The sequence below is a fragment of the Paenibacillus sp. MMS20-IR301 genome (assembly GCF_032302195.1).
Classification (GTDB): domain Bacteria; phylum Bacillota; class Bacilli; order Paenibacillales; family Paenibacillaceae; genus Paenibacillus_AQ.
Genome location: NZ_CP135275.1, coordinates 4,316,474 through 4,335,186, shown reverse-complemented (window position 1 = coordinate 4,335,186; position 18,713 = coordinate 4,316,474). Strand labels below are relative to the sequence as shown.

The 18,713-nt window shown below is 47.1% G+C and carries 17 protein-coding genes and 1 pseudogene; 16 read left to right on the top strand and 2 right to left on the bottom strand.

What is annotated here, in order from left to right; genetic code table 11:
* Positions 1–45 precede the first annotated feature (45 nt).
* The 15 genes and pseudogenes from LOS79_RS18640 (at position 46) to LOS79_RS18575 (ending at position 15,009) form a co-directional block, all read left to right on the top strand.
* Positions 46–3,399 (top strand): DUF5704 domain-containing protein, encoded by a 3,354-nt coding sequence (locus LOS79_RS18640; RefSeq protein ID WP_315411555.1) that lies wholly within the window; start codon positions 46–48, stop codon positions 3,397–3,399.
* Positions 3,400–3,587: 188 nt separating this feature from the next.
* Positions 3,588–3,887: a WXG100 family type VII secretion target gene (locus tag LOS79_RS18635; protein WP_315411554.1), complete on the top strand. Its 300-nt coding sequence runs from the start codon at positions 3,588–3,590 to the stop codon at positions 3,885–3,887.
* 106 nt (positions 3,888–3,993) lie between these two features.
* The gene (locus LOS79_RS18630) at positions 3,994–6,159 is read left to right on the top strand and encodes a hypothetical protein (protein WP_315411553.1); all 2,166 of its coding nucleotides are present in this window, start codon (positions 3,994–3,996) and stop codon (positions 6,157–6,159) included.
* 16 nt (positions 6,160–6,175) lie between these two features.
* Positions 6,176–6,661: a hypothetical protein gene (locus tag LOS79_RS18625; RefSeq protein WP_315411552.1), complete on the top strand. Its 486-nt coding sequence runs from the start codon at positions 6,176–6,178 to the stop codon at positions 6,659–6,661.
* A 66-nt stretch (positions 6,662–6,727) separates the two neighbouring features.
* Positions 6,728–6,850: pseudogene (locus LOS79_RS18620) on the top strand (recombinase family protein); the annotation flags it as partial.
* 364 nt (positions 6,851–7,214) lie between these two features.
* Positions 7,215–7,355, top strand: coding sequence for a transposase (locus LOS79_RS33080; protein WP_397386662.1), 141 nt, complete (start codon positions 7,215–7,217; stop codon positions 7,353–7,355).
* Between the two features lie 351 nt (positions 7,356–7,706).
* Complete coding sequence (locus LOS79_RS18615) at positions 7,707–8,243, top strand: hypothetical protein (protein WP_315411551.1); 537 nt, start codon at positions 7,707–7,709, stop codon at positions 8,241–8,243.
* Positions 8,176–9,375, top strand: coding sequence for a deaminase domain-containing protein (locus tag LOS79_RS18610; protein WP_315411550.1), 1,200 nt, complete (start codon positions 8,176–8,178; stop codon positions 9,373–9,375). The genes LOS79_RS18615 and LOS79_RS18610 overlap by 68 nt, the downstream gene beginning before the upstream one ends.
* A gap of 23 nt (positions 9,376–9,398) precedes the next feature.
* Complete coding sequence (locus LOS79_RS18605; RefSeq protein WP_315411549.1) at positions 9,399–10,079, top strand: Imm3 family immunity protein; 681 nt, start codon at positions 9,399–9,401, stop codon at positions 10,077–10,079.
* 135 nt (positions 10,080–10,214) lie between these two features.
* Positions 10,215–10,337, top strand: a complete 123-nt coding sequence (locus LOS79_RS18600) for a hypothetical protein (protein WP_315411548.1) — start codon at positions 10,215–10,217, stop codon at positions 10,335–10,337.
* A 29-nt stretch (positions 10,338–10,366) separates the two neighbouring features.
* Positions 10,367–11,158: a zincin-like metallopeptidase toxin domain-containing protein gene (locus LOS79_RS18595; protein ID WP_315411547.1), complete on the top strand. Its 792-nt coding sequence runs from the start codon at positions 10,367–10,369 to the stop codon at positions 11,156–11,158.
* The gene (locus LOS79_RS18590) at positions 11,158–11,511 is read left to right on the top strand and encodes a hypothetical protein (protein ID WP_315411546.1); all 354 of its coding nucleotides are present in this window, start codon (positions 11,158–11,160) and stop codon (positions 11,509–11,511) included. The genes LOS79_RS18595 and LOS79_RS18590 overlap by 1 nt, the downstream gene beginning before the upstream one ends.
* Positions 11,512–12,010: 499 nt before the next feature.
* On the top strand, positions 12,011–12,646 hold the full coding sequence (locus tag LOS79_RS18585) for a hypothetical protein (RefSeq protein ID WP_315411545.1): 636 nt from the start codon (positions 12,011–12,013) through the stop codon (positions 12,644–12,646).
* A 460-nt stretch (positions 12,647–13,106) separates the two neighbouring features.
* On the top strand, positions 13,107–13,958 hold the full coding sequence (locus tag LOS79_RS18580) for an aldo/keto reductase (RefSeq protein ID WP_315411544.1): 852 nt from the start codon (positions 13,107–13,109) through the stop codon (positions 13,956–13,958).
* A gap of 43 nt (positions 13,959–14,001) precedes the next feature.
* Complete coding sequence (locus LOS79_RS18575; RefSeq protein WP_315411543.1) at positions 14,002–15,009, top strand: quinone oxidoreductase family protein; 1,008 nt, start codon at positions 14,002–14,004, stop codon at positions 15,007–15,009.
* Here the strand turns inward: LOS79_RS18575 and LOS79_RS18570 are convergent, their stop codons facing one another.
* Positions 15,010–15,441, bottom strand: coding sequence for a MerR family transcriptional regulator (locus tag LOS79_RS18570; protein ID WP_315411542.1), 432 nt, complete (start codon positions 15,439–15,441; stop codon positions 15,010–15,012). It abuts the gene before it with no gap.
* Positions 15,442–15,659: 218 nt separating this feature from the next.
* Here LOS79_RS18570 and LOS79_RS18565 point away from each other — a divergent pair, with 218 nt between their 5' ends.
* On the top strand, positions 15,660–17,852 hold the full coding sequence (locus LOS79_RS18565; protein ID WP_315411541.1) for an alpha-galactosidase: 2,193 nt from the start codon (positions 15,660–15,662) through the stop codon (positions 17,850–17,852).
* Here LOS79_RS18565 and LOS79_RS18560 read toward each other — a convergent pair.
* A complete protein-coding gene (locus tag LOS79_RS18560) occupies positions 17,849–18,670 on the bottom strand; it encodes an AraC family transcriptional regulator (RefSeq protein WP_315411540.1) in 822 nt (273 codons plus the stop codon). The genes LOS79_RS18565 and LOS79_RS18560 overlap by 4 nt on opposite strands.
* Positions 18,671–18,713 lie beyond the last annotated feature (43 nt).

The following is an 18,713-nucleotide window of genomic DNA, read 5'->3' as shown; positions in this document are numbered from 1 at the left end:
CAAGGAAGAGGGGTTTTGATGAAAGGGATTAAGGCTATAGGTGTATTGGGATTATTAGTTGTTATAACATTGATAGCCTTCACCGCCTCAACAGGAAAGGCTGCCGAAGCAGAGGAACACATCTGGAAGACAGTTGAACTAATCAATAATTATAATACAAACGGAAATGCTGCAATTAAAGATTCTAATTCAATATTTTACCGTTATACAGGACTAAAAACAAAGCCGTTGGGGCTCGATGCAGGACAAGGAAATACAATCACCAAAATCGAGTTCAAGCGGGATGGCGAGGTCGTGCGGACAGTCCAGGTGAACAGCAGGACGTATAATGAAGCAGTGCAATTCTCAGGAGAGCCTGTTGTATTTGAGTCTGAGGATAATACTGCCAATGGAGGCTGGTTTGCCTGGCAGCTGGGCAGTGACAGTGTGCATTGGACGGAAGGGCTTGGAGGAGATTACGACAGTATTACTAATTTGGGGACTCCGCCCAAACGATCCGGAACGAGTCCCCCTGCGGATGCATATCCGAATGTATTGGTTCAGCAGACCGTCCAATATGTCCGTAACAAAGCTTTTAAAAACATTCAATATCCCAATATATTTAGTACAGCTTACTTAGATAACACACCCGCTGTTCTGGATATTCTGAACCCGCACGATCAAATGAATGAGAATGTAGAGGTAAGGTACGGAGAAATAAAGGCATCTGATGAGGACAAAGGGGAGCCCGACGCTTCAATCCATATCATTAAATATTTCCCTTATTATACTGCCGAGGCAGGTGAGCCGGATGCCGGGCAAATAAGCTTGGGTAAAGCTACTATCACGTTTACCCAGCGCCATGATAATGCAAAGTATTATCGGAAGCTGGCAGCAGGTAATGCTGCGATGTTGTATTACTATTCTAATTTTAAATATAGCTTTAAAACCTATAGCTACCGCTACCCTAGTGAATATGTCGTATATATTAAAGGGACGGCTTCGCCTTCCCCGACACCAGGACCAACACCCGGAAACTCGGCGGTAGCCTGTACAAACCCCGTTCCGGGTCAAACCATCTCCGGTGAGTTTCTGGAACCCGGTGTTGCTGCCGAGATCCGGGCGGATCAGCGCGGGAATGAGCAGTTTGATGTGCTTCAGGGGATCCCAAGTTCTGAAAGCTTGTATGGTCATGCTTCTGCCAACAGTTATCTTTATCAGAATAAGTTTGTAGAGATGAAAGGCACCTGTACATATAACATTAAAATTAATAAGACATATACCCTGAAATGGGACCCCACTAAACCGGCACCTACCGGAGGAGGGAGTGTTCCGGATCCTAAGAGTGAACCGAAGCCGGTGGTATATCCTTACAGTATTACCCGTTCTTATTCGTACTGGACTGTAAATACGCTTGAAATTTATGGACTTGGCAGAGTGTTATTAATGAATAATGCGCTTCCCGGGGGGCAATTAACTATAGAACCAAGCGGATATACAGCTCCAGAATTCTCTACGGAGATTAAGGGCAAATATTTACCTCCTGTGGCTCCGGCTCCAATCACGGTTCCGGCAAGTGATGTGCAGGGAGGAACAACCAAGCCGGAGCCTCCCGATGAATTGGAAACTTTTCGGTCCAAGGCTGAGGAAGCTGCCAAGAAAATTCAAGTGCAGAATGACAGCTTCGTGTTCATGGGACAGACCATCATGAATGGAAGTGAAGTAACGGAGAGTGGTCAAGCTCCGGGGACGATTCCGAATCCGCAGCCCATTGGTGATAACGTACTGTACAGTCCGGGGCATACAATTGAACCAACGCATTTGAACGCAGCCTATCTCCCCAGCTCCGGAGAGATTACTTATGCTCCGATGAGCGGGAATATCAATGGCGGTTCACAAGGTAAGTCATATCCCATCAACGGCATTAACTCCATCACTGTACACACACCAGTCGTCAACTATTCGCTTCTCCCGGATGACAACCGTCCTTACGACCAGCGGATGGTACCGGATTATGCCCGGACGGTGCTGATTTTGGACCGGCCCTTTACTGTTTACTTTACGGAGAGCGGGCAGCACCTGAATATCCCCGGTTATGGCAACCGGGATTATGGCAAGTACACGCAGAACAAACGTATCCTGTTTCCGTTCGGCGTGTTCCAAGAGGGTCAGTATTACCCGGAAAATACCTGGATCAATATCCCTGTCGGGACACCTTCCATGAACTTTACCATGCCTACTTGGGTTAACGAAGGGGACTATACCATTCAAACACAGTCCTGGGCCATCAATGCACCGTCGGACGGGGCAGAGCTGTGTCAGGTGAATCTGAACGGCAATCTGGCAAATTACTGTGCAGCGGAGAGCTTTAATGTCGGGGTGGTCGGCCGGCTGTTCGATTTCCGGATCTGGGATATCGGGGATTTCCGGTTTGAAAAAGTATTCCGCACGGGAACGGGCAACCTGGACCATAGCAGCGCAATGTATTATACGGGCGGGAACGATGAGAATGGTGCACCAACGGCTTTAAGCGGACAAAGACAGTGGCAGCTCCCTATCCGCAAAGGCTCACATCCCGCGGAGCAATTGACCGTTCCCCATAACGGTTACTCGTTTCTGTTCGATTTCCGGACGATCGGGAATCTGTGGCAGCCGGGAGAGGGGATACGGATTGAGCCAAGCTTCTACTTTATACCGAAGTCCGGAGGAAGCGCAGCGCCTGTTGACCTGTACTATGATATCTCGGGTTCCGGTAATAAGATGATTGGCGTTGGCTCGCCGAAGGACAAGCTAAGTTATACCCGCACCTACCGCCTGGCCGATGGCCTGCGGAACATACCGGGCGGGGAATTAACCACGGCAGCCAGCTATGAGTATAACTACATCCTGACGGAAGCTGAGCGGACAACAACGACCTGGCTCAAGTTCTATGAGCGGTATGTAAAGCGCAAAACCAGGCTTGCCGAAGGCTATAATCTGGAGATTTTGCCCTATACATCACGCACCTTAGTTGGTCCAACGAATATTCCGGATGGGGTAAATCCTGTTGCCGCTGTACGCAGCGTGCAGCACTGGTACGGGGAATACAATCTGCCGATTGCCCCATACATTCTGCCCAAAGGGACTAACATAGTGTCCTTGGCAAATCAGTATGGAGGCGCGCTGGACGGCCATGAGAAGGAATTCATTACCGGCGGATACATCCTGGTGAAGTTCGAAATCTATACGGTCAAAAATAGCGATGCCGGCACCCGCATTCTGGGTTACAAAGCGCCGATTGCGAATATGTGGGCAATTGAAGGCCAGATGACCGGAGACACAGACGAAATGGGACATCACTTTTCTTTTTCCTCAGGAGATATCATTCTGTTCGAATCAGACTTTTCTGTGCGGAACGATTATCAGGGGCAAGGGAGATAAGCTTATTTTATATTAAGGAAAAAAATTCTTAAAAAGGTATAAAATATAAAATAATTAAAAAATTAGGCCGATATATATATTAAGCAAAACCATAGCTATACTAATGAACTTGGATCTCCCAGAAGCTGAAATTGTGTTTTTCAAGTTCATTTTTATATAAAAATATGAGTGTTAAGGAGTGATTTATAATGGCAGACAAAGTAACGGTCAGCTACGATGGTTTGGCAACACAGGCAAAAAATGTTTTGAAACAAAAGCAGGAATACGACACTTTAATGAAAAAAATCATGACAACGGCTACGACCCTGAACAGTATCTGGGAGGATGCTGCGGCTAAGGAGTTTGCGGAAAAGGTGAAAGGCATGCAAAAAACCTTTGATGCATTTGGCCAGGCGCTGGAGAACATTGGTACACATATGCAAAATGTTTCGAACAGTTATGAAACTCTCTCTAAAGAAATCAAAGCCGCTCAGAACAAAAGCTTCTAAGAATTTATTTATAGGTATAGGCAGCAAGAGCCCCACTACATAAGAGTGTAATCAGCTATGCAGCGTGCTGCATAGCTGATTTTATTAGAATGAGCAGGGGGAAGCCATGGCGGCGACGAAACTATTATTTAATGTCGATGAAGTAGAGCGCCTGCGCACGAAAATCGGGCTGGTCAGCCAGGACACGAACCGGCTGTACCTGCAGTTCAAGGGAAAGGCCTCGGACTGGAGCGGAATTCCGCTGGGGCAGGAACTGCTAAAGGCACAAGTGCTCATCCAAGAGTTAACAAGCGGAGCAGAGAAACTGGAGGATTTCATCCGGAGTGCCGTCCAGGGAGTTCAGGGAATAGGGGCGGAGAATAAACGGCAGGCCGGTCAGCTCAGCCAGCAACTGGGCGCATTGGCGGCGCTATTCGGAAATGCTGGGGGCAACGGGGCGTTTGGTGTGCTCTCCATCCCCTTCCTGGCACAGAAGGCTGTGACCAGCCTGATGCGTACCGTATCGATCCTCAGTGGCCGGGATGAACTGAGCCGTGATCCGGCCGTGCAAAAGTTGCAGGGAATGATTCAGCAGTCAGGATTGGTAAGCATTGATGGACTGGCCGCACAGGTGAAGCTGAAGGAGATTTATGAAGCCCGGGAGCTGATTGGAAAGTCACAGATCGCGTATGAGGTGTACAAGACCTTCGGCAATCAGGCGCAAATGGAGGCGGCCCACCAGCAGGCGGAGGAAGCGCGCAAGAAGCTGAAGGCGATGGGGATCAGCGAAATCCAGTATCAGTCCGGGAAGGACCTCAGCGGATATTATAAGCAGCCGGCCATCAAAGCCTGCGACTACGATCCGACCATTACCGACCGGAGCGTACCGCTGCTGGAGAAGGAAGAATACGCGCTCCTGCTGCGGATGGCGATGGAACCGGGAGTGCAGGGGGAATGGGCAAAGCGGCAGCTGGCCCTGATTCAACCGGAAGCCACAATAGGCCCGGTGGACCCGTATAACAGCGTATCGGAAGCCGACATCCTGAACCGGGAGGATCCGAAGGTGATCGAGCGGCTAAAGAGGACGTATTGGTTCACCTTACCGGCCGAGGAGCAGGACCGGCGGTATGAAGAGCTGAAGGCCTATTACGAGAAGCTGAATAAGGAAATGGCGGATAAAGACCGTCTGGCAAGAAGCGGAGTAGGAAATCAGACGCTGGCGAATATCCTGGTGGGCGGAAGCAATATGATGGTCCAGGCGATCAATACGGCCGCATTTGGCATTCCAAGAACGCTGGGGGACTGGATTGCAGGTCCAGCCCCGGAAGGCTATGTGAATCCCATGGATGATCCGTACGGGAAAAAAGCGGGCCAAATAGCCGGAACCATCATCAGCATCGGTCTGCCTATGAGATTTCTGAACGGAGTAAAGACGCCAGGCCTGGTAGGCAAGTTCTCGCCGACCTTACTCAAATCGATGGCAGCGGGAGCCATTAGCGGAACGATCGAAGAAACTATGGATGCGATCAACGATTACCGGGATGACGGGAAGCAAAGCGTGGGAGCGAGGTTACTCTCGGTAGGCATCAATACCGTAATTGCCGGAGCAGGCGATGCGCTGTTCACCGCCGCGAGCAAAGGGCTGGCGAATGTGAAGAAGCTCGTGAACGGGACGATCGGCGATGTGAAGGTTAAAGAGGTGGAGGGTACTGCTAAGGCTAAGGCGGAGGTTGGGGGAGCGGGGAAACGTGACTTTATAACAGATCCTGTTGAAATGAAGAAGTATATCATCGTACCGGAGGATGGATTTCAAGCATTTCTTGAGAAGAAATATATTGAAATTAGAAAGTTAGGTGTTGAAGATATTGGTACGGTAGCAAAGAATACAGGATTGACAGAAGAACAGATATTAATAATGAAAAAACATCTATTTCTAGACATAAAACAGTTATCTGTAGGTGGTAAGCCATACGAGGATTTATACTTTCAAGCTGACCCAGAGATTGCTTATGCTTGGAAGAAGGCTCAGAAGAGCGAACTGACACAGAAGGAGAAAGATTGGTTTAGGGATTTAGCAAATCATGAGATCAAAGAACAAGAATTGATGGATGAAGGAATGCCTTTGAGGGATCGTTCTACATGGAATCCAGATATAGAGGTCTACAATGTTAACCCATCTAAAAATGCACATGATAAAGCTAACATTACAGCTCGAAATCCGACGGATCCATTCCCAGGATATGATTCAGGATCTGATTTTATTAAACATGTGGATGATGAAATCGACTATTAAAAATTGAGGTGAAGAAATGCACTTGGATAAGGCTTTGCAAAGAATAAATGAAATAAATTGGGATTTGGTTGGTTTGAATATGTCAAAGTCAGATACTCATCTAGGCTATGAGTTTTTGAGAAGATTAGCTCAATTCTTTAAAGAACAATCACAAAAGCCAGTACCACCTTTATATGCAAATATAGCAACCTTATTAGGTGATGAAGAAGTAATAGTTCTTTCAGATTATTGCAGTAAGGAAGCAACTGAATTTCTAGATGAAAAGAAATATGTAGGTAAAGTATTTGAATACTATTTACAACTTGCGAAATATACTGATAAAAATCCTGATGCACAGATTTACTTAGCTGTATACGATCCACTAATTAAAATCATTGAAAGAGGTGGCCTATTTATTCTTAAACACCTAGAATTGGATATAGTCAATATTTCCAATTTCCCTTTAAATGGATGGTATGAAAGGTTTGTAGTTAAGGAAGCCATTGATATTGAAAATCTATAAAATGATAGGGCTACCCATCGGCGAATGAATCTAGCTCCAAACTGACAACAGTAGCCCAAGTAATAACCATCCATTTTCTTAATTAATAGGCTTATGGAACTGCTGGATGCATACCATCAGCTTGAAATATCTATGAAGTTAAGCCGAGGGCGCAATAAGAAGGTTCAGCAAGGAGGAAACACGGGAGGTTAGGCGACGTTCGGCTACAAAGTGAAGAAAGGTCAAAGGGATATCGACAGCTTGTCTTTTGAGGGAGTTATCTTGCACCACATCAGGCGTTGACGGTAGAGGAGATGATCTGGTGGAGTATTTACGTAAAGCAAGCCATAACATCAATCTGTAAGGCAGAAAAAATACTGGAATTAGTGAAGTAGGTTGGTGAGATGAATCGGACTTCCAAGAATACAGGGACTTCCTCATCGACATCATGGTCAAGACATGCCAAGAAGTCGAGAACTCATCAAGCAAATCGAGGAAGAGCTTCGGCAGGTATTGGAACAGACTAATTACAAACTAGAGTCGATGGATAATTAGCACCGTTACAGCGGCGGAATTGATTGCTGAGGTAGGAGATGTACACCGCTTCTCTAACGCTGATGTGCTAGCCCGTTTTGCCGGAATCGTTCCCATTTGCTTCAGTTGGAGCGGCTGGAGCAAAGATAAAAGCAAACGGAGGCTACCCAGTGCCGAATGAAAGCATCAGCCAACCAATAATGATGCCCGAATAACGCTTTTTCGTTACCCAAACAGACCAATTATAGTCGAATACGACCATAATTGGTCTGTTTTCTCATTTTAGAATTATTGTCAGACCATCCTAGCGAGGTCAAACTTGTAGAAAGCCAGTTGCTCATCAAGGAATTAACCAGTGAAGCTAAGAAGCTAGAGGATCCCTATCACAGTACCTCCAGGGAGTCCAGAGTGTACAAGCCGAGAATAAGCGGCAGGCAGGTCAGCTCAGCTCAGCCAGCAACTGGGTGTACTGGCAGGGTTATTCGGAAGTATGGGAGGCGGCGGGTCAATCGGTCCACTTTCCTTCCCCTTCTTGGTACAGAAGGCCGTAACCAGCCTGATTCGTACGTTAACGACCCTGAGTGCCAGGGATGAATGGAGCAGCGATCCGGTAGTGCAGAAGCTGCAGGGAATGATTCAGCAGTCAAGATTGGTAAGCATTGATGGACTGGCCGCACAGGTGAAGCTGAAGGAGATTTATGAAGCCCGGGAGCTGATTGGAAAGTCACAGATCGCGTATGAGGTGTACAAGGCCTTCGGCAATCAGGCGCAAATGGAAGCGGCCCATCAGCAGGCGGAGGAAGCGCGCCAGAAGCTGAAGGCGATGGGGGTCAGCGAAATCCAATATCAGTCCGGGAAGGACCTTAGCGGATATTACAAGCAGACGGCCATCAAAGCCTGCGACTACGATCCGACCATTACCGACCGGAGCGTACCGCTGCTGGAGAAGGAAGAATACGCGCTCCTGCTGCGGATGGCGATGGAACCGGGAGGATCCGAAGGTGATCGAGCGGCTGAAGAGGACGTATTGGTTCACCTTACCGGCCGAGGAGCAGGACCGGCGGTATGAAGAGCTGAAGGCCTATTACGAGAAGCTGGATAAGGAAATGGCGGATAAAGACCGTCTGGCAAGAAGCGGAGTAGGAAACCAGACAATGGCAAACATCCTTATGGGTGGAAGCAATATGATGGTCCAGGCGATCAATACGGCCGCATTTGGCATTCCAAGAACGCTGGGAGACTGGATTGCAGGTCCGGCCCCGGAAGGCTATGTGAATCCCATGGATGATCCGTACGGGAAAAAAGCGGGCCAAATAGCCGGAACCTTCATCAGCATCGGTCTGCCTATGAGATTTCTGAACGGAGTGAAGACGCCAGGCCTGGTAGGCAAGTTCTCGCCGACCTTACTCAAATCGATGGCAGCGGGAGCCATTAGCGGAACGATAGAAGAAACCATGGATGCGATCAACGATTACCGGGATGACGGGAAGCAAAGCGTGGAAGCGAGATTACTCTCGGTAGGCATCAATACCGTAATTGCCGGAGCAGGCGATGCGCTGTTCACCGCCGCGAGCAAAGGGCTGGCGAGTGTGAAGAAGCTCGTGAACGGGTCTATTCGTGAAGTGGAGTTTAAAGAGGTGGATGGTACTGCTAAGGCTAAGGCGGAGATTGAGGGAGCGGGTAAACCTGATCTAAATGTAAGCCAAGGAAAAGTTTTTCCAACTAGAACAATTAATTTAGCAACAGAAGGACACATTATTGATAGAGTTAAAGAGTTAAGAAGTAAACTTTCTAATAGGATCAAAGATGTGCTGAATTTTGCTTATGCTGAAGTAGATATAAAGGGAATAGATAAAAAAGAATTTTATTCACACAGTAGCTTAAATGGAGATAACAAGGCAAAAGACTATGCTGATTTCTCCTTAAAGCCATCAAAACCAAAATATGAGGCAACACTTGCACCAGATAGAGGCGGGAATATAAGATTAAGAGATAATGATACGGAGTATAAAATTCTGAATGATTTAGCTGCGAGGATAGATACATTACCAGATCCGTCAAATGCTCGCGGGAAAATAAAACTATTTACTGAATTAGATACTTGTGCAAGTTGCAGTAGAATCATCCAGAAATTCCATGAAGATTATCCCAATATTGATATTGAAGTAATTCATAACAGTGAAGGGTTAGTTCATCCATAAGAATTTATAGGGAGGCAGTAAAAGTGAAACGAAACTATGAGGCACTATTCGGTGCATTTTATGAGAGTTACTTTGATTTGAAATGTGAGGGAATGAGTAATGCTGAGGCACTTGTTTGTACATCTGAGGCATACCTTGATATTCAAAAAAGAGGTGAAATGGAAAAATCGGTAATATTTATTGCAGAGGGAAGGATATATTTAACACATTCGAAAATTTTTATAAAAGCAAAAGAGAAGATAGTTGATGTTTTGAATTCCTTAGACTTAGATAAGTTGCAACTTGAAACAACTCCAGATGAGTATCGGGATATATTAGAACGAAGAGATATGGTACTAGATGGAATTGAAAATATACCTGTAGATTATAGTCCATATACGAGATGGTACTATTATGAAATAGAAAAGGAGGTTAAAGACTATTTTGGGATTATTATTAATGATATAAAGGATACGTTTGAGCTTATTGAAAAAGTAATGGGGAGATTTGAACGCGAGTGCAGAAGTACATTAAGTGAGAAAATTGTTGTTAAAACAACACTTGCAGAATTGCTTATCAGACATGGTATTAAAGCAGAAAAGGAATTTCTAAAAATAAAAAATGAGTTAGAGCAATTCGATTTGAGCGAAGTAGGACAACAATTAACAGAATCCGAGAAGTCGGATCTTAATGTCCGAATTAAGGAGATCATAACCAAATACTAAATTTCTATTTTTTTCAAAAGAATAGTCTGAATTTTAATGCCACAATATTAGCTATCCGATATTGTGGTTTTCTTTTGTCTTTGTTAGAACTCTCAAGTTAAGCGGTTGAGGGCCCATGAGAAGCTGGATAAGGATATGGCGGATAAAGACCGTCTGACGAAAAGCGGAGTCGGGAACCAGACGCTGGCGAATATCCTGGTGGGCGGAAGCAACATGCTGGTCCAGGCGATCAATACGGGAAAAAAGCGGGCCAAATAGCCGGAACCGTCATCAGCATCGGTCTGCCTATGAGATTTCTGAACGGAGTAAAGACGCCTGGCCTGGTAGGCAAGTTCTCGCCGACCTTACTCAAATCAATGGTAGCGGGAGCCATTAGCGGAACGATCGAAGAAACCATGGATGCGATCAACGATTACCGGGATGACGGGAAGCAAAGCGTGGGAGCGAGGGTACTCTCGGTAGGCATCAATACCGTAATTGCCGGAGCAGGCGATGCGCTGTTCACCGCCGCGAGCAAAGGGCTGGCGAATGTAAAGAAGCTCGTGAACGGGAAGATCGGCGATGTGAAGGTTAAAGAGGTGGAGGGTACTGCTAAGGCTAGGGCGGAGATTGAGGGGGATGGGGATTTTGATCTTAAAGAATGGGAAGATATGCCTGTTAGTGGCCAAATTCGGCTAACCCCAGATGGACTAAGAATTATGAGTATACGAGATATGAAAAAATTCAAGAGTGAAATGAATGCAAACGATGTTAAAGTTATTATCGACAAAAATGGTAGTGTTTTACCCCAAAAAGCCGTGGGTGGATTTAACCCTAATACAGGACAAATTGTTTTGAGACCTGACGCGTCAATATTAAGCGCTCTTCATGAATCCTTCCATGCCAAGCAATTTAGAGAACTTGGAAAAGAAAAATATCTCAAGCTATCTACATTAGAAAAGGAAGAATTCGTTTATAATGAAATTATGATGAATAAGAGTAAGTTTAATGCTGAAGAGATCTACGAAGCACAGAGATACATCTTCAAGTTAAGAAATGGACAATGGCCTCCACCAAGTTGGAAAGGATTTGACGAATAGTGAGAGATGAAATGAAAGCAAACTTAACAGCTAGCCAAGCAATACAAATAGCAAAGGACTATCAGAAAAAACATAATCTATATGGAACTATACAAGATGATTTTGATAAAAGCGTGAAATTCTACAAAGAATTTTATAGAATAATAGGAAGTGCATGGCTTGTGTTGGCTGATATAACACCGAAGGAATATGAGGGCGATGATGAAATTAGTTTTGTTATTTCCGATGTTGATGGTGTTGTTGATCATGTTTTAGACCATAACGGGATACCTCAACGCTACCATTTATCTAGCAATAGAGAATATACAAATGAAGAGTTTGAAGCGATATTTAATGATGATAGAATTGAATGAATAATGTTCGCTTTTTTAGGGGTTACCCGGTGCCGAATGAACTCATCATTCAACCAATAGCTCATTTAACCCTTGTAATGCTTGTAAAAGAATTCGGTCATTTCGATTGTACGTGCAGTAATACTTGAATAGTATAACCTGAATAACATTATACAGTTACAGTAACAGGTTGATTATGGTTATATACTGCCATGTTTGACCTGTTTTTTTATGTTCTTTCTACTGTTCAGACCATGATAGCGACTGGACATCACTAAAAATATTGTGGAATAGAACAGATAATAAAGGATGTAATCATATATTGGATATTTATTGAAGTTATAAGTGCATAGGGATTGGAATCGAACATGTAGAGTGAAGAAAAAGGGGATGGTACCGTCTTCCGCAAGAATGATCTTTAATGTCGATGAAGTAGAGCGCCTGTGTACGAAGATTGGACTGGTCAGCCAGAACACAAACCGTCTGCATCTGCAGTTCAAGGGGAAAGCCTCGGGCTGGGGTGGTATCCCAGGGGCAGGAGCTGTTAAAGGCCCAAGTACTCATTAAGGAATTAACCAGCGAAGCTGAGAAGCTGGATAAGGAAATGGCGGATAAAGACCGTCTGGCAAGAAGCGGAGTAGGAAATCAGACGCTGGCGAATATCCTGGTGGGCGGAAGCAATATGATGGTCCAGGCGATCAATACGGCCGCATTTGGCATTCCAAGAACGCTAGGGGACTGGATTGCAGGTCCGGCCCCGGAAGGCTATGTGAATCCCATGGATGATCCGTACGGGAAAAAAGCGGGCCAAATAGCCGGAACCTTCATCAGCATCGGTCTGCCTATGAGATTTCTGAACGGAGTAAAGACGCCAGGCCTGGTAGGCAAGTTCTCGCCGACCTTACTCAAATCGATGGCAGCGGGAGCCATTAGCGGAACGATAGAAGAAACCATGGATGCGATCAACGATTACCGGGATGACGGGAAGCAAAGCGTGGAAGCGAGATTACTCTCGGTAGGCATCAATACCGTAATTGCCGGAGCAGGCGATGCGCTGTTCACCGCCGCGAGCAAACCGGAAGTCTTACCTTTAAGCGGAAAGACATGTACAATGAGCTGCCGCCCGGGTAAATGGACTGAATGGGCCCTCTGTTAAGAAAGCGGCCAGTCACGTAACGGTTGTTCAAGTGACTGGCTAAGCGTTACGGACATGAGAGACGTTAAGCTTGCGGAAAGGCGCCAGAGTGCCGAACTTGCGGACATCAGCGCCGTTATTTCACCGGAAAAATGGAGTTAGTCCATGAAAAGTGGTGGATAAGGACTGTGGTGTCCGCAAGACCGCGCCAACGGCCTATTTTGAGCAAATAAGGGCTGTGATGTCCACAAGGGGCAGGATTGGGTTGTATTTGAACCGGAGAGATGGCAGCGGTTTGTTCAAAGAACATGTAACGGGGAGATCGCTTCAAAAAAGTGTTATAAGAAAATCCTTATCAGAAGTGTTGACTTCGTGCTACACGAAGGTAGTAGACTTGCGATAGCCCGGACGAGGCATCCTGTAGGATTCAATCAGAAACGGCTCGCAGATCATTTCAGGCGGACGAGGAGGATTATAGAGAATGGAATATGTAATTTTAAATAACGGTGTAAGAATGCCGGTCCTTGGATTTGGGGTGTGGCAAGTACCTGATGCGGATCAGTGTGAACAAGCTGTGTACGATGCGCTCATGGCCGGGTACCGGCTGATTGATACGGCTGCCGCTTATGTGAATGAAGAAGCTGTCGGCAGAGCGGTTAGGCGCAGCGGTGTGCCTAGAGAGGAAATCTTTATTACAACCAAACTCTGGGTCCAGGATGCAGGGTATGACAACACGAAACAAGCATTTGCTAGATCACTCGGCAGACTGCATTTAGATTACTTGGATCTGTATTTGATACATCAGCCTTTTGGAGATATCTATGGCTCTTGGCGTGCTATGGAGGAGCTATACGGGGAGGGTAAAATAAAGGCGATCGGAGTGAGTAATTTCGAACCTGCCCGGCTTGTGGACCTGATTAGTCACAATACTATAGTTCCGGCGGTAAACCAGGTCGAAACACATCCATACTACCAGCAGACAGAAAGTGCACAAGTGATGAGGGAGTATGGCGTGCAGATCGAGTCCTGGGGGCCGCTTGCTCAAGGGAAAAATAATATTTTCCAGAATGAAGTCTTGTTAAAAATAGCTGAGGAGCATAATAAATCAGTTGCTCAAGTGGTTCTGCGCTGGCTTACACAGCGGGGCGTCGTGGTCATTCCCAAGTCAGTTCATAAAGAAAGAATTTACGGGAACTTTAACATCTTTGACTTCACATTGAGCCAGGAGAATATGGACAGGATTACCACACTAGATACCAAGCAAAGCTTATTTCCTTCCAAAAATGATCCGGCAGTTGTGAAGCAGTTCGCGAACTGGAAATTCGATATTTAATCACCATTTTGTCAACAGCGGCAGAAAGGACAGGGATTTCTACATGAAGGCTATGATGTTAAGAGAAACAGGCGGACCGGATAAGCTGAAGCTGGAGGAAGTTGATACGCCAAGCCCGGGCCCGAAAGAGGTCGTAGTACGATTACAGGCAGCTGCACTTAACCGCAGGGATCTGTTGGTCATCCATGGACGGTATCCGGGTATCAAGTTGCCTGTGATTCCAGGCTCAGATGGTGCAGGAGTGATTGTTGCTGCAGGAGATGAGGTTAACCAGGTTGCTCCCGGTGACCAAGTTATTATTAACCCCGGATTGAACTGGGGCAGTGATATGGATAGAAAAGATGCTGGCTTTACTGCTCTGGGAATGCCTGCCAATGGAACGTATGCCGGGTATGTGAAGGTGCCCGCAGACAATGCATATCCGAAGCCCTCCCATTTATCCTGGGAAGAAGCCGCAGCGCTTCCGCTCGCCGGACTGACTGCCTACCGTGCGCTGGTAACAAAGGGAAAGGTACGGCAAGGAGAAAATGTTCTGGTCCCCGGCGCGGGCGGGGGCGTAGCCACCTTTATCGTTCAATTCGCAGCTGCGCTTGGTGCTAACGTGTATGTGACATCCAGCCAAGCAGAGAAGATTGCAAAGGCGGAGAGCCTAGGTGCAATTGGAGGTGTTAACTATAAAGCTGAGGATTGGGTGGAGCAGCTGCAGGAATTGACAGGCGGAATCAATCTGTCCATTGACAGTATCGGCGGCGAAGCATTCGGCTCCCTGCCGGTACTCGGTAAGATTGGAAGCCGGATTGTCAGCTTCGGGGCCACCCGGGGACCGGTGCCTAATTTTACTTTGCCAAGTATGACTGTAAAAGAAATCTCTGTCATTGGCTCAACGATGGGCAGTCCGCAGGATTTCGCCGATATGCTTAAGCTCGTAGCGGAGCATGAGATTCACCCTGTTATAGACAGAACCTATCCGCTGGAGCAGGCTCCTGAGGCATTGCTCAGAATGGAAGCAGGCGAGAACTTCGGAAAGATTATTTTGACCATTCCACAATAATTAAGAGCCCGGGCAGACCCGAAGTGAGCCATCCTTACCCTCCCATGTGGAAGGGTTCGTGTTATCAGGAATTATCCTATTGGTGATGTCGCGGTAGTGCTGTTCTTTACGGGTTATAAATTCTGCCGTTACTTTAGCTTCTTCTAATTGAGCTAATACCAGAGCCTTTTGCTTTTGGATGATTTCATAGCGCTCCTCAATGGTAGAGTCTCCCTTCAGGCACAGATCCACATACCTTTTTATATCCTCTATAGACATGCCGCATTGCTTCAGGTTCTTCGCGCCGGTCAGCCAATTTATAGCATCCTCGTTAAAGATACGGTTATTGTTTTTATCACGCTGCAGATTAGGTACTAAGCCTTTATCTGTATAAAAACGGACGGTGTGCTCTGTCAGATTGAGCCGTGCTGCTGCTTCTTTGACTGTATACATGTAAGCCTCCAGTAAACGTTATTGATAAGCCTATTACCTTCGTGTTACACGAAGGTAATAGGCTTATTCTAGCTTAACCAGACAGCGTTGTAAATTTATCAGTTCATATTAGCAACATATGTCCATGTGAAAGCAACGCTGGGCCATATGGAAACCTGTGCGGTTCTGGTTTAATACAGATTGGATATGATTTTATCAACTGACTGGGAGGCATCCAAATGCCAATTGTATTTAATGAGGACAATCAGAGCTTTCATCTGTTTACCCCGGATACCAGCTATATCATGCAGATTATCCGGGAAGGGTATCTTGCTCACCGGTATTGGGGCAGACGTATTCATCATTTCCGGGATTCTAATCAGCTTCTTCATGTACACCGGCCTCTGTCGCCTAATCCTGATCCAAGCGACCGTTCCTTCTCGCTGGATGAGCTGCCGCAGGAATATCCGGGCTTTGGCGGGAGCGACCTGCGTACACCAGCCTTTCAAATCGAACAGGGGAATGGCGCTGCGGTCAGTGACCTCCGTTATATTAGCCACCGGATCATGAGCGGTAAACCGGCATTAGCCGGATTGCCGGCTGTATATGTAGAGGAAGGGGATGAAGCAGAGACACTGGAACTAACACTGAAGGATGAGGTATTAGACTTGTATATCATCCTTACTTATACTGTTCTGGCTTCATGGAACGCAATCGCAAGATCGGTCAGATTCGAGAACCGGACAAATGAGAGCATCCGCCTGCTTCGTGCAGCGAGCCTGAATGTTGACTTCGGGGATGCGGATTATCAGCTGCTGCAGTTATCGGGTGCCTGGGCCAAGGAACGGACCATGATCAAACGGCAGCTCGTTCAGGGAAACCAGTCAGTAGACAGCCGCAGGGGAGCAAGCAGCCCGCATCATAACCCGTTTATTGCCCTGATGCGTAAAGGTGCTGATGAGTCCGCAGGTGATGTGTACGGGATTAATCTGGTGTACAGCGGCAACTTCTTAGCGAATGTTGAAGTGGACCCTTATGATACTGCACGGGTCTCCATGGGCATCAATCCCTTTAATTTCGCCTGGCTGCTTGAACCGGGTGAGTCTTTCCAGACTCCGGAAGCTATAATGATTTATTCTTCAGCGGGGTTAGGCGGCATGTCCCGCAAGTATCACCGGTTATACCGTTCCCGGCTATGCCGCGGGAAATACCGGGATGAGGTCCGGCCCGTTTTGGTTAACAACTGGGAAGGGACTTATTTTGATTTTAACGCAGAGAAGCTGGAGCAGATTGCGGTCAAAGGAAAAGAGCTGGGCATAGAGCTGTTTGTCCTGGACGATGGCTGGTTCGGAAAGCGAAATGATGATACAAGCTCCCTTGGGGATTGGTTCGTTAACCGGGAGAAGCTGCCGGAAGGTCTGGAAGATCTGGCAGCACGGGTGAACCGGCAGGGCCTGCAATTCGGCTTATGGTTCGAGCCTGAGATGGTATCTGTGGACAGCGAGCTGTACCGGGCCCACCCGGACTGGTGCATCCATACCGAAGGGCGTTCACGGACAACCAGCCGCGGCCAGCTTATTCTTGATTTCTCCCGGCCGGAGGTTCGTGAAGCGATCGTCTCCCGGGTATCCCGGATTCTGCGGAGTGCTCCCATTACTTATGTAAAGTGGGATATGAACCGCCATATGACCGAGGCGGGCTCGGCCGGGCTTCCTCCGGAACGCCAGCGGGAAACGGCACACCGCTACATTCTGGGACTCTATGCCGTGCTGGAAGAGCTGACCTCCGCATTCCCGGAGGTGCTGTTTGAGAGCTGCTCCAGCGGTGGCGGCCGCTTCGATCCCGGGATGCTGTATTATATGCCCCAGACCTGGGCAAGTGACAACTCCGATGCCATCAGCAGGCTGAAGATTCAATACGGAACCAGCATAGTTTATCCGGTTAGCACGATCGGAGCCCATGTCTCGGATGTGCCGAACCATCAGGTGGGCCGGGTTGCTCCGCTTGAGACCAGAGGGCATGTAGCTTTTTCCGGTGCGTTTGGTTATGAGCTGGACTTGACGGTATTCACAGAAGCAGAACAGCAGCTGGTGAAGGAGCAGGTGCAATTCTACAAGGAGATCAGAGAGCTTATGCTGCGCGGGGATTTATACAGAATGCTGAACCCTTTTGAAGGGAATGAAGCGGCTTGGATGATTGTGGCGGAAGACGCTGCTGAGGCGTATGTCTTTTACTGCCGTGTGCTGGCCGAGCCCAACCCCGGATTCCGTACACTTTATTTGCAGGGCCTGATTGCCGGGGCGGATTATAGGATAAATGGCGAAGAGCGTGTCTACGGCGGCGATGAATTAATGTATACCGGGCTGAGGGTTCCGTTCCATCTGCACGGGGATTTCCGAAGCCAAATATGGAGAATCCGCAAAGCAGATTAGCCGGGACCGGATATACGGGTTACAGATCCTTTATAGGCAGAAGGGGTTAATGAGGTTACTTTCTTAAAAACCTTTGAGAAATATAAAGGATCTGTATAGCCCACAGAGACGGCGACCGATTTTACAGACAATGATGTTGAGCTTAATAATCCGCAGGCCCGCTGTATTCTAAATGCAGTAAGATAACCTGATATAGACATCCCGGTCTTGTCTTTGAACAGCCGGAACAGATAGCTCCGCTCCACATTCACATAACTGACAATATCAAGCACCGACAGGCTGGAATTCCAGAAATTCCGTTCAATATATTCCCGGGCTGAGGTTAGATAGTCGGCTTTCAAGATTGCGCCGGTAGAAGAGAAATATTCAATATAGTAGGTCAATAATAAATACAGCCTGGCGTTAGAGCGCTCCTGCTCAAAAAGGGAAATGGCACTGGAGCTGCTTACGTTGAACAGAGGCTCCAGACTTTGCGGAGTGCCCGGAGCGACCGGAGCCTGAGCGGTAAAATTAGTCATGGATAATAACCTGACGGCCTCAGTTCCTTTAAATTCAACCCAAACATATTCCCAGGGATCCTCTGGATCAGGGTAGTAGGAAACCTCTGTATCAGGGAAAATAATAAAGCTTTCTCCCGCCTCCAAAGTATAAGTCACCCCGTTAACCTCGTAAAATCCCCGGCCATTTACAATATAATGAAGAGCATGTACATCCCGGACTCCCGGGCCCCACCGGTGGAGATTTGGAGGCTTATAGCCGTTCCCGGCAGTAATCGGATTGTCCGTGTGGGCAATATAAGTGGAGAGTTTGTCGGCCATTGTTCATTTCTCCGTATACCAGAATAATAAGGAAAGAGTAACT

Excerpts from the sequence above, each read along its gene's own strand:
- LOS79_RS18635 (WP_315411554.1), top strand. The coding sequence starts at position 3,588 with ATGGCAGACAAAGTAACGGTCAGCTACGATGGTTTGGCAACACAGGCA.
- LOS79_RS18580 (WP_315411544.1), top strand. The coding sequence starts at position 13,107 with ATGGAATATGTAATTTTAAATAACGGTGTAAGAATGCCGGTCCTTGGA.
- LOS79_RS18625 (WP_315411552.1), top strand. The coding sequence starts at position 6,176 with ATGCACTTGGATAAGGCTTTGCAAAGAATAAATGAAATAAATTGGGAT.
- LOS79_RS18565 (WP_315411541.1), top strand. The coding sequence starts at position 15,660 with ATGCCAATTGTATTTAATGAGGACAATCAGAGCTTTCATCTGTTTACC.
- LOS79_RS18595 (WP_315411547.1), top strand. The coding sequence starts at position 10,367 with ATGAGATTTCTGAACGGAGTAAAGACGCCTGGCCTGGTAGGCAAGTTC.
- LOS79_RS18570 (WP_315411542.1), bottom strand. The coding sequence starts at position 15,441 with ATGTATACAGTCAAAGAAGCAGCAGCACGGCTCAATCTGACAGAGCAC.
- LOS79_RS18575 (WP_315411543.1), top strand. The coding sequence starts at position 14,002 with ATGAAGGCTATGATGTTAAGAGAAACAGGCGGACCGGATAAGCTGAAG.
- LOS79_RS18630 (WP_315411553.1), top strand. The coding sequence starts at position 3,994 with ATGGCGGCGACGAAACTATTATTTAATGTCGATGAAGTAGAGCGCCTG.
- LOS79_RS18560 (WP_315411540.1), bottom strand. The coding sequence starts at position 18,670 with ATGGCCGACAAACTCTCCACTTATATTGCCCACACGGACAATCCGATT.
- LOS79_RS18600 (WP_315411548.1), top strand. The coding sequence starts at position 10,215 with ATGGCGGATAAAGACCGTCTGACGAAAAGCGGAGTCGGGAACCAGACG.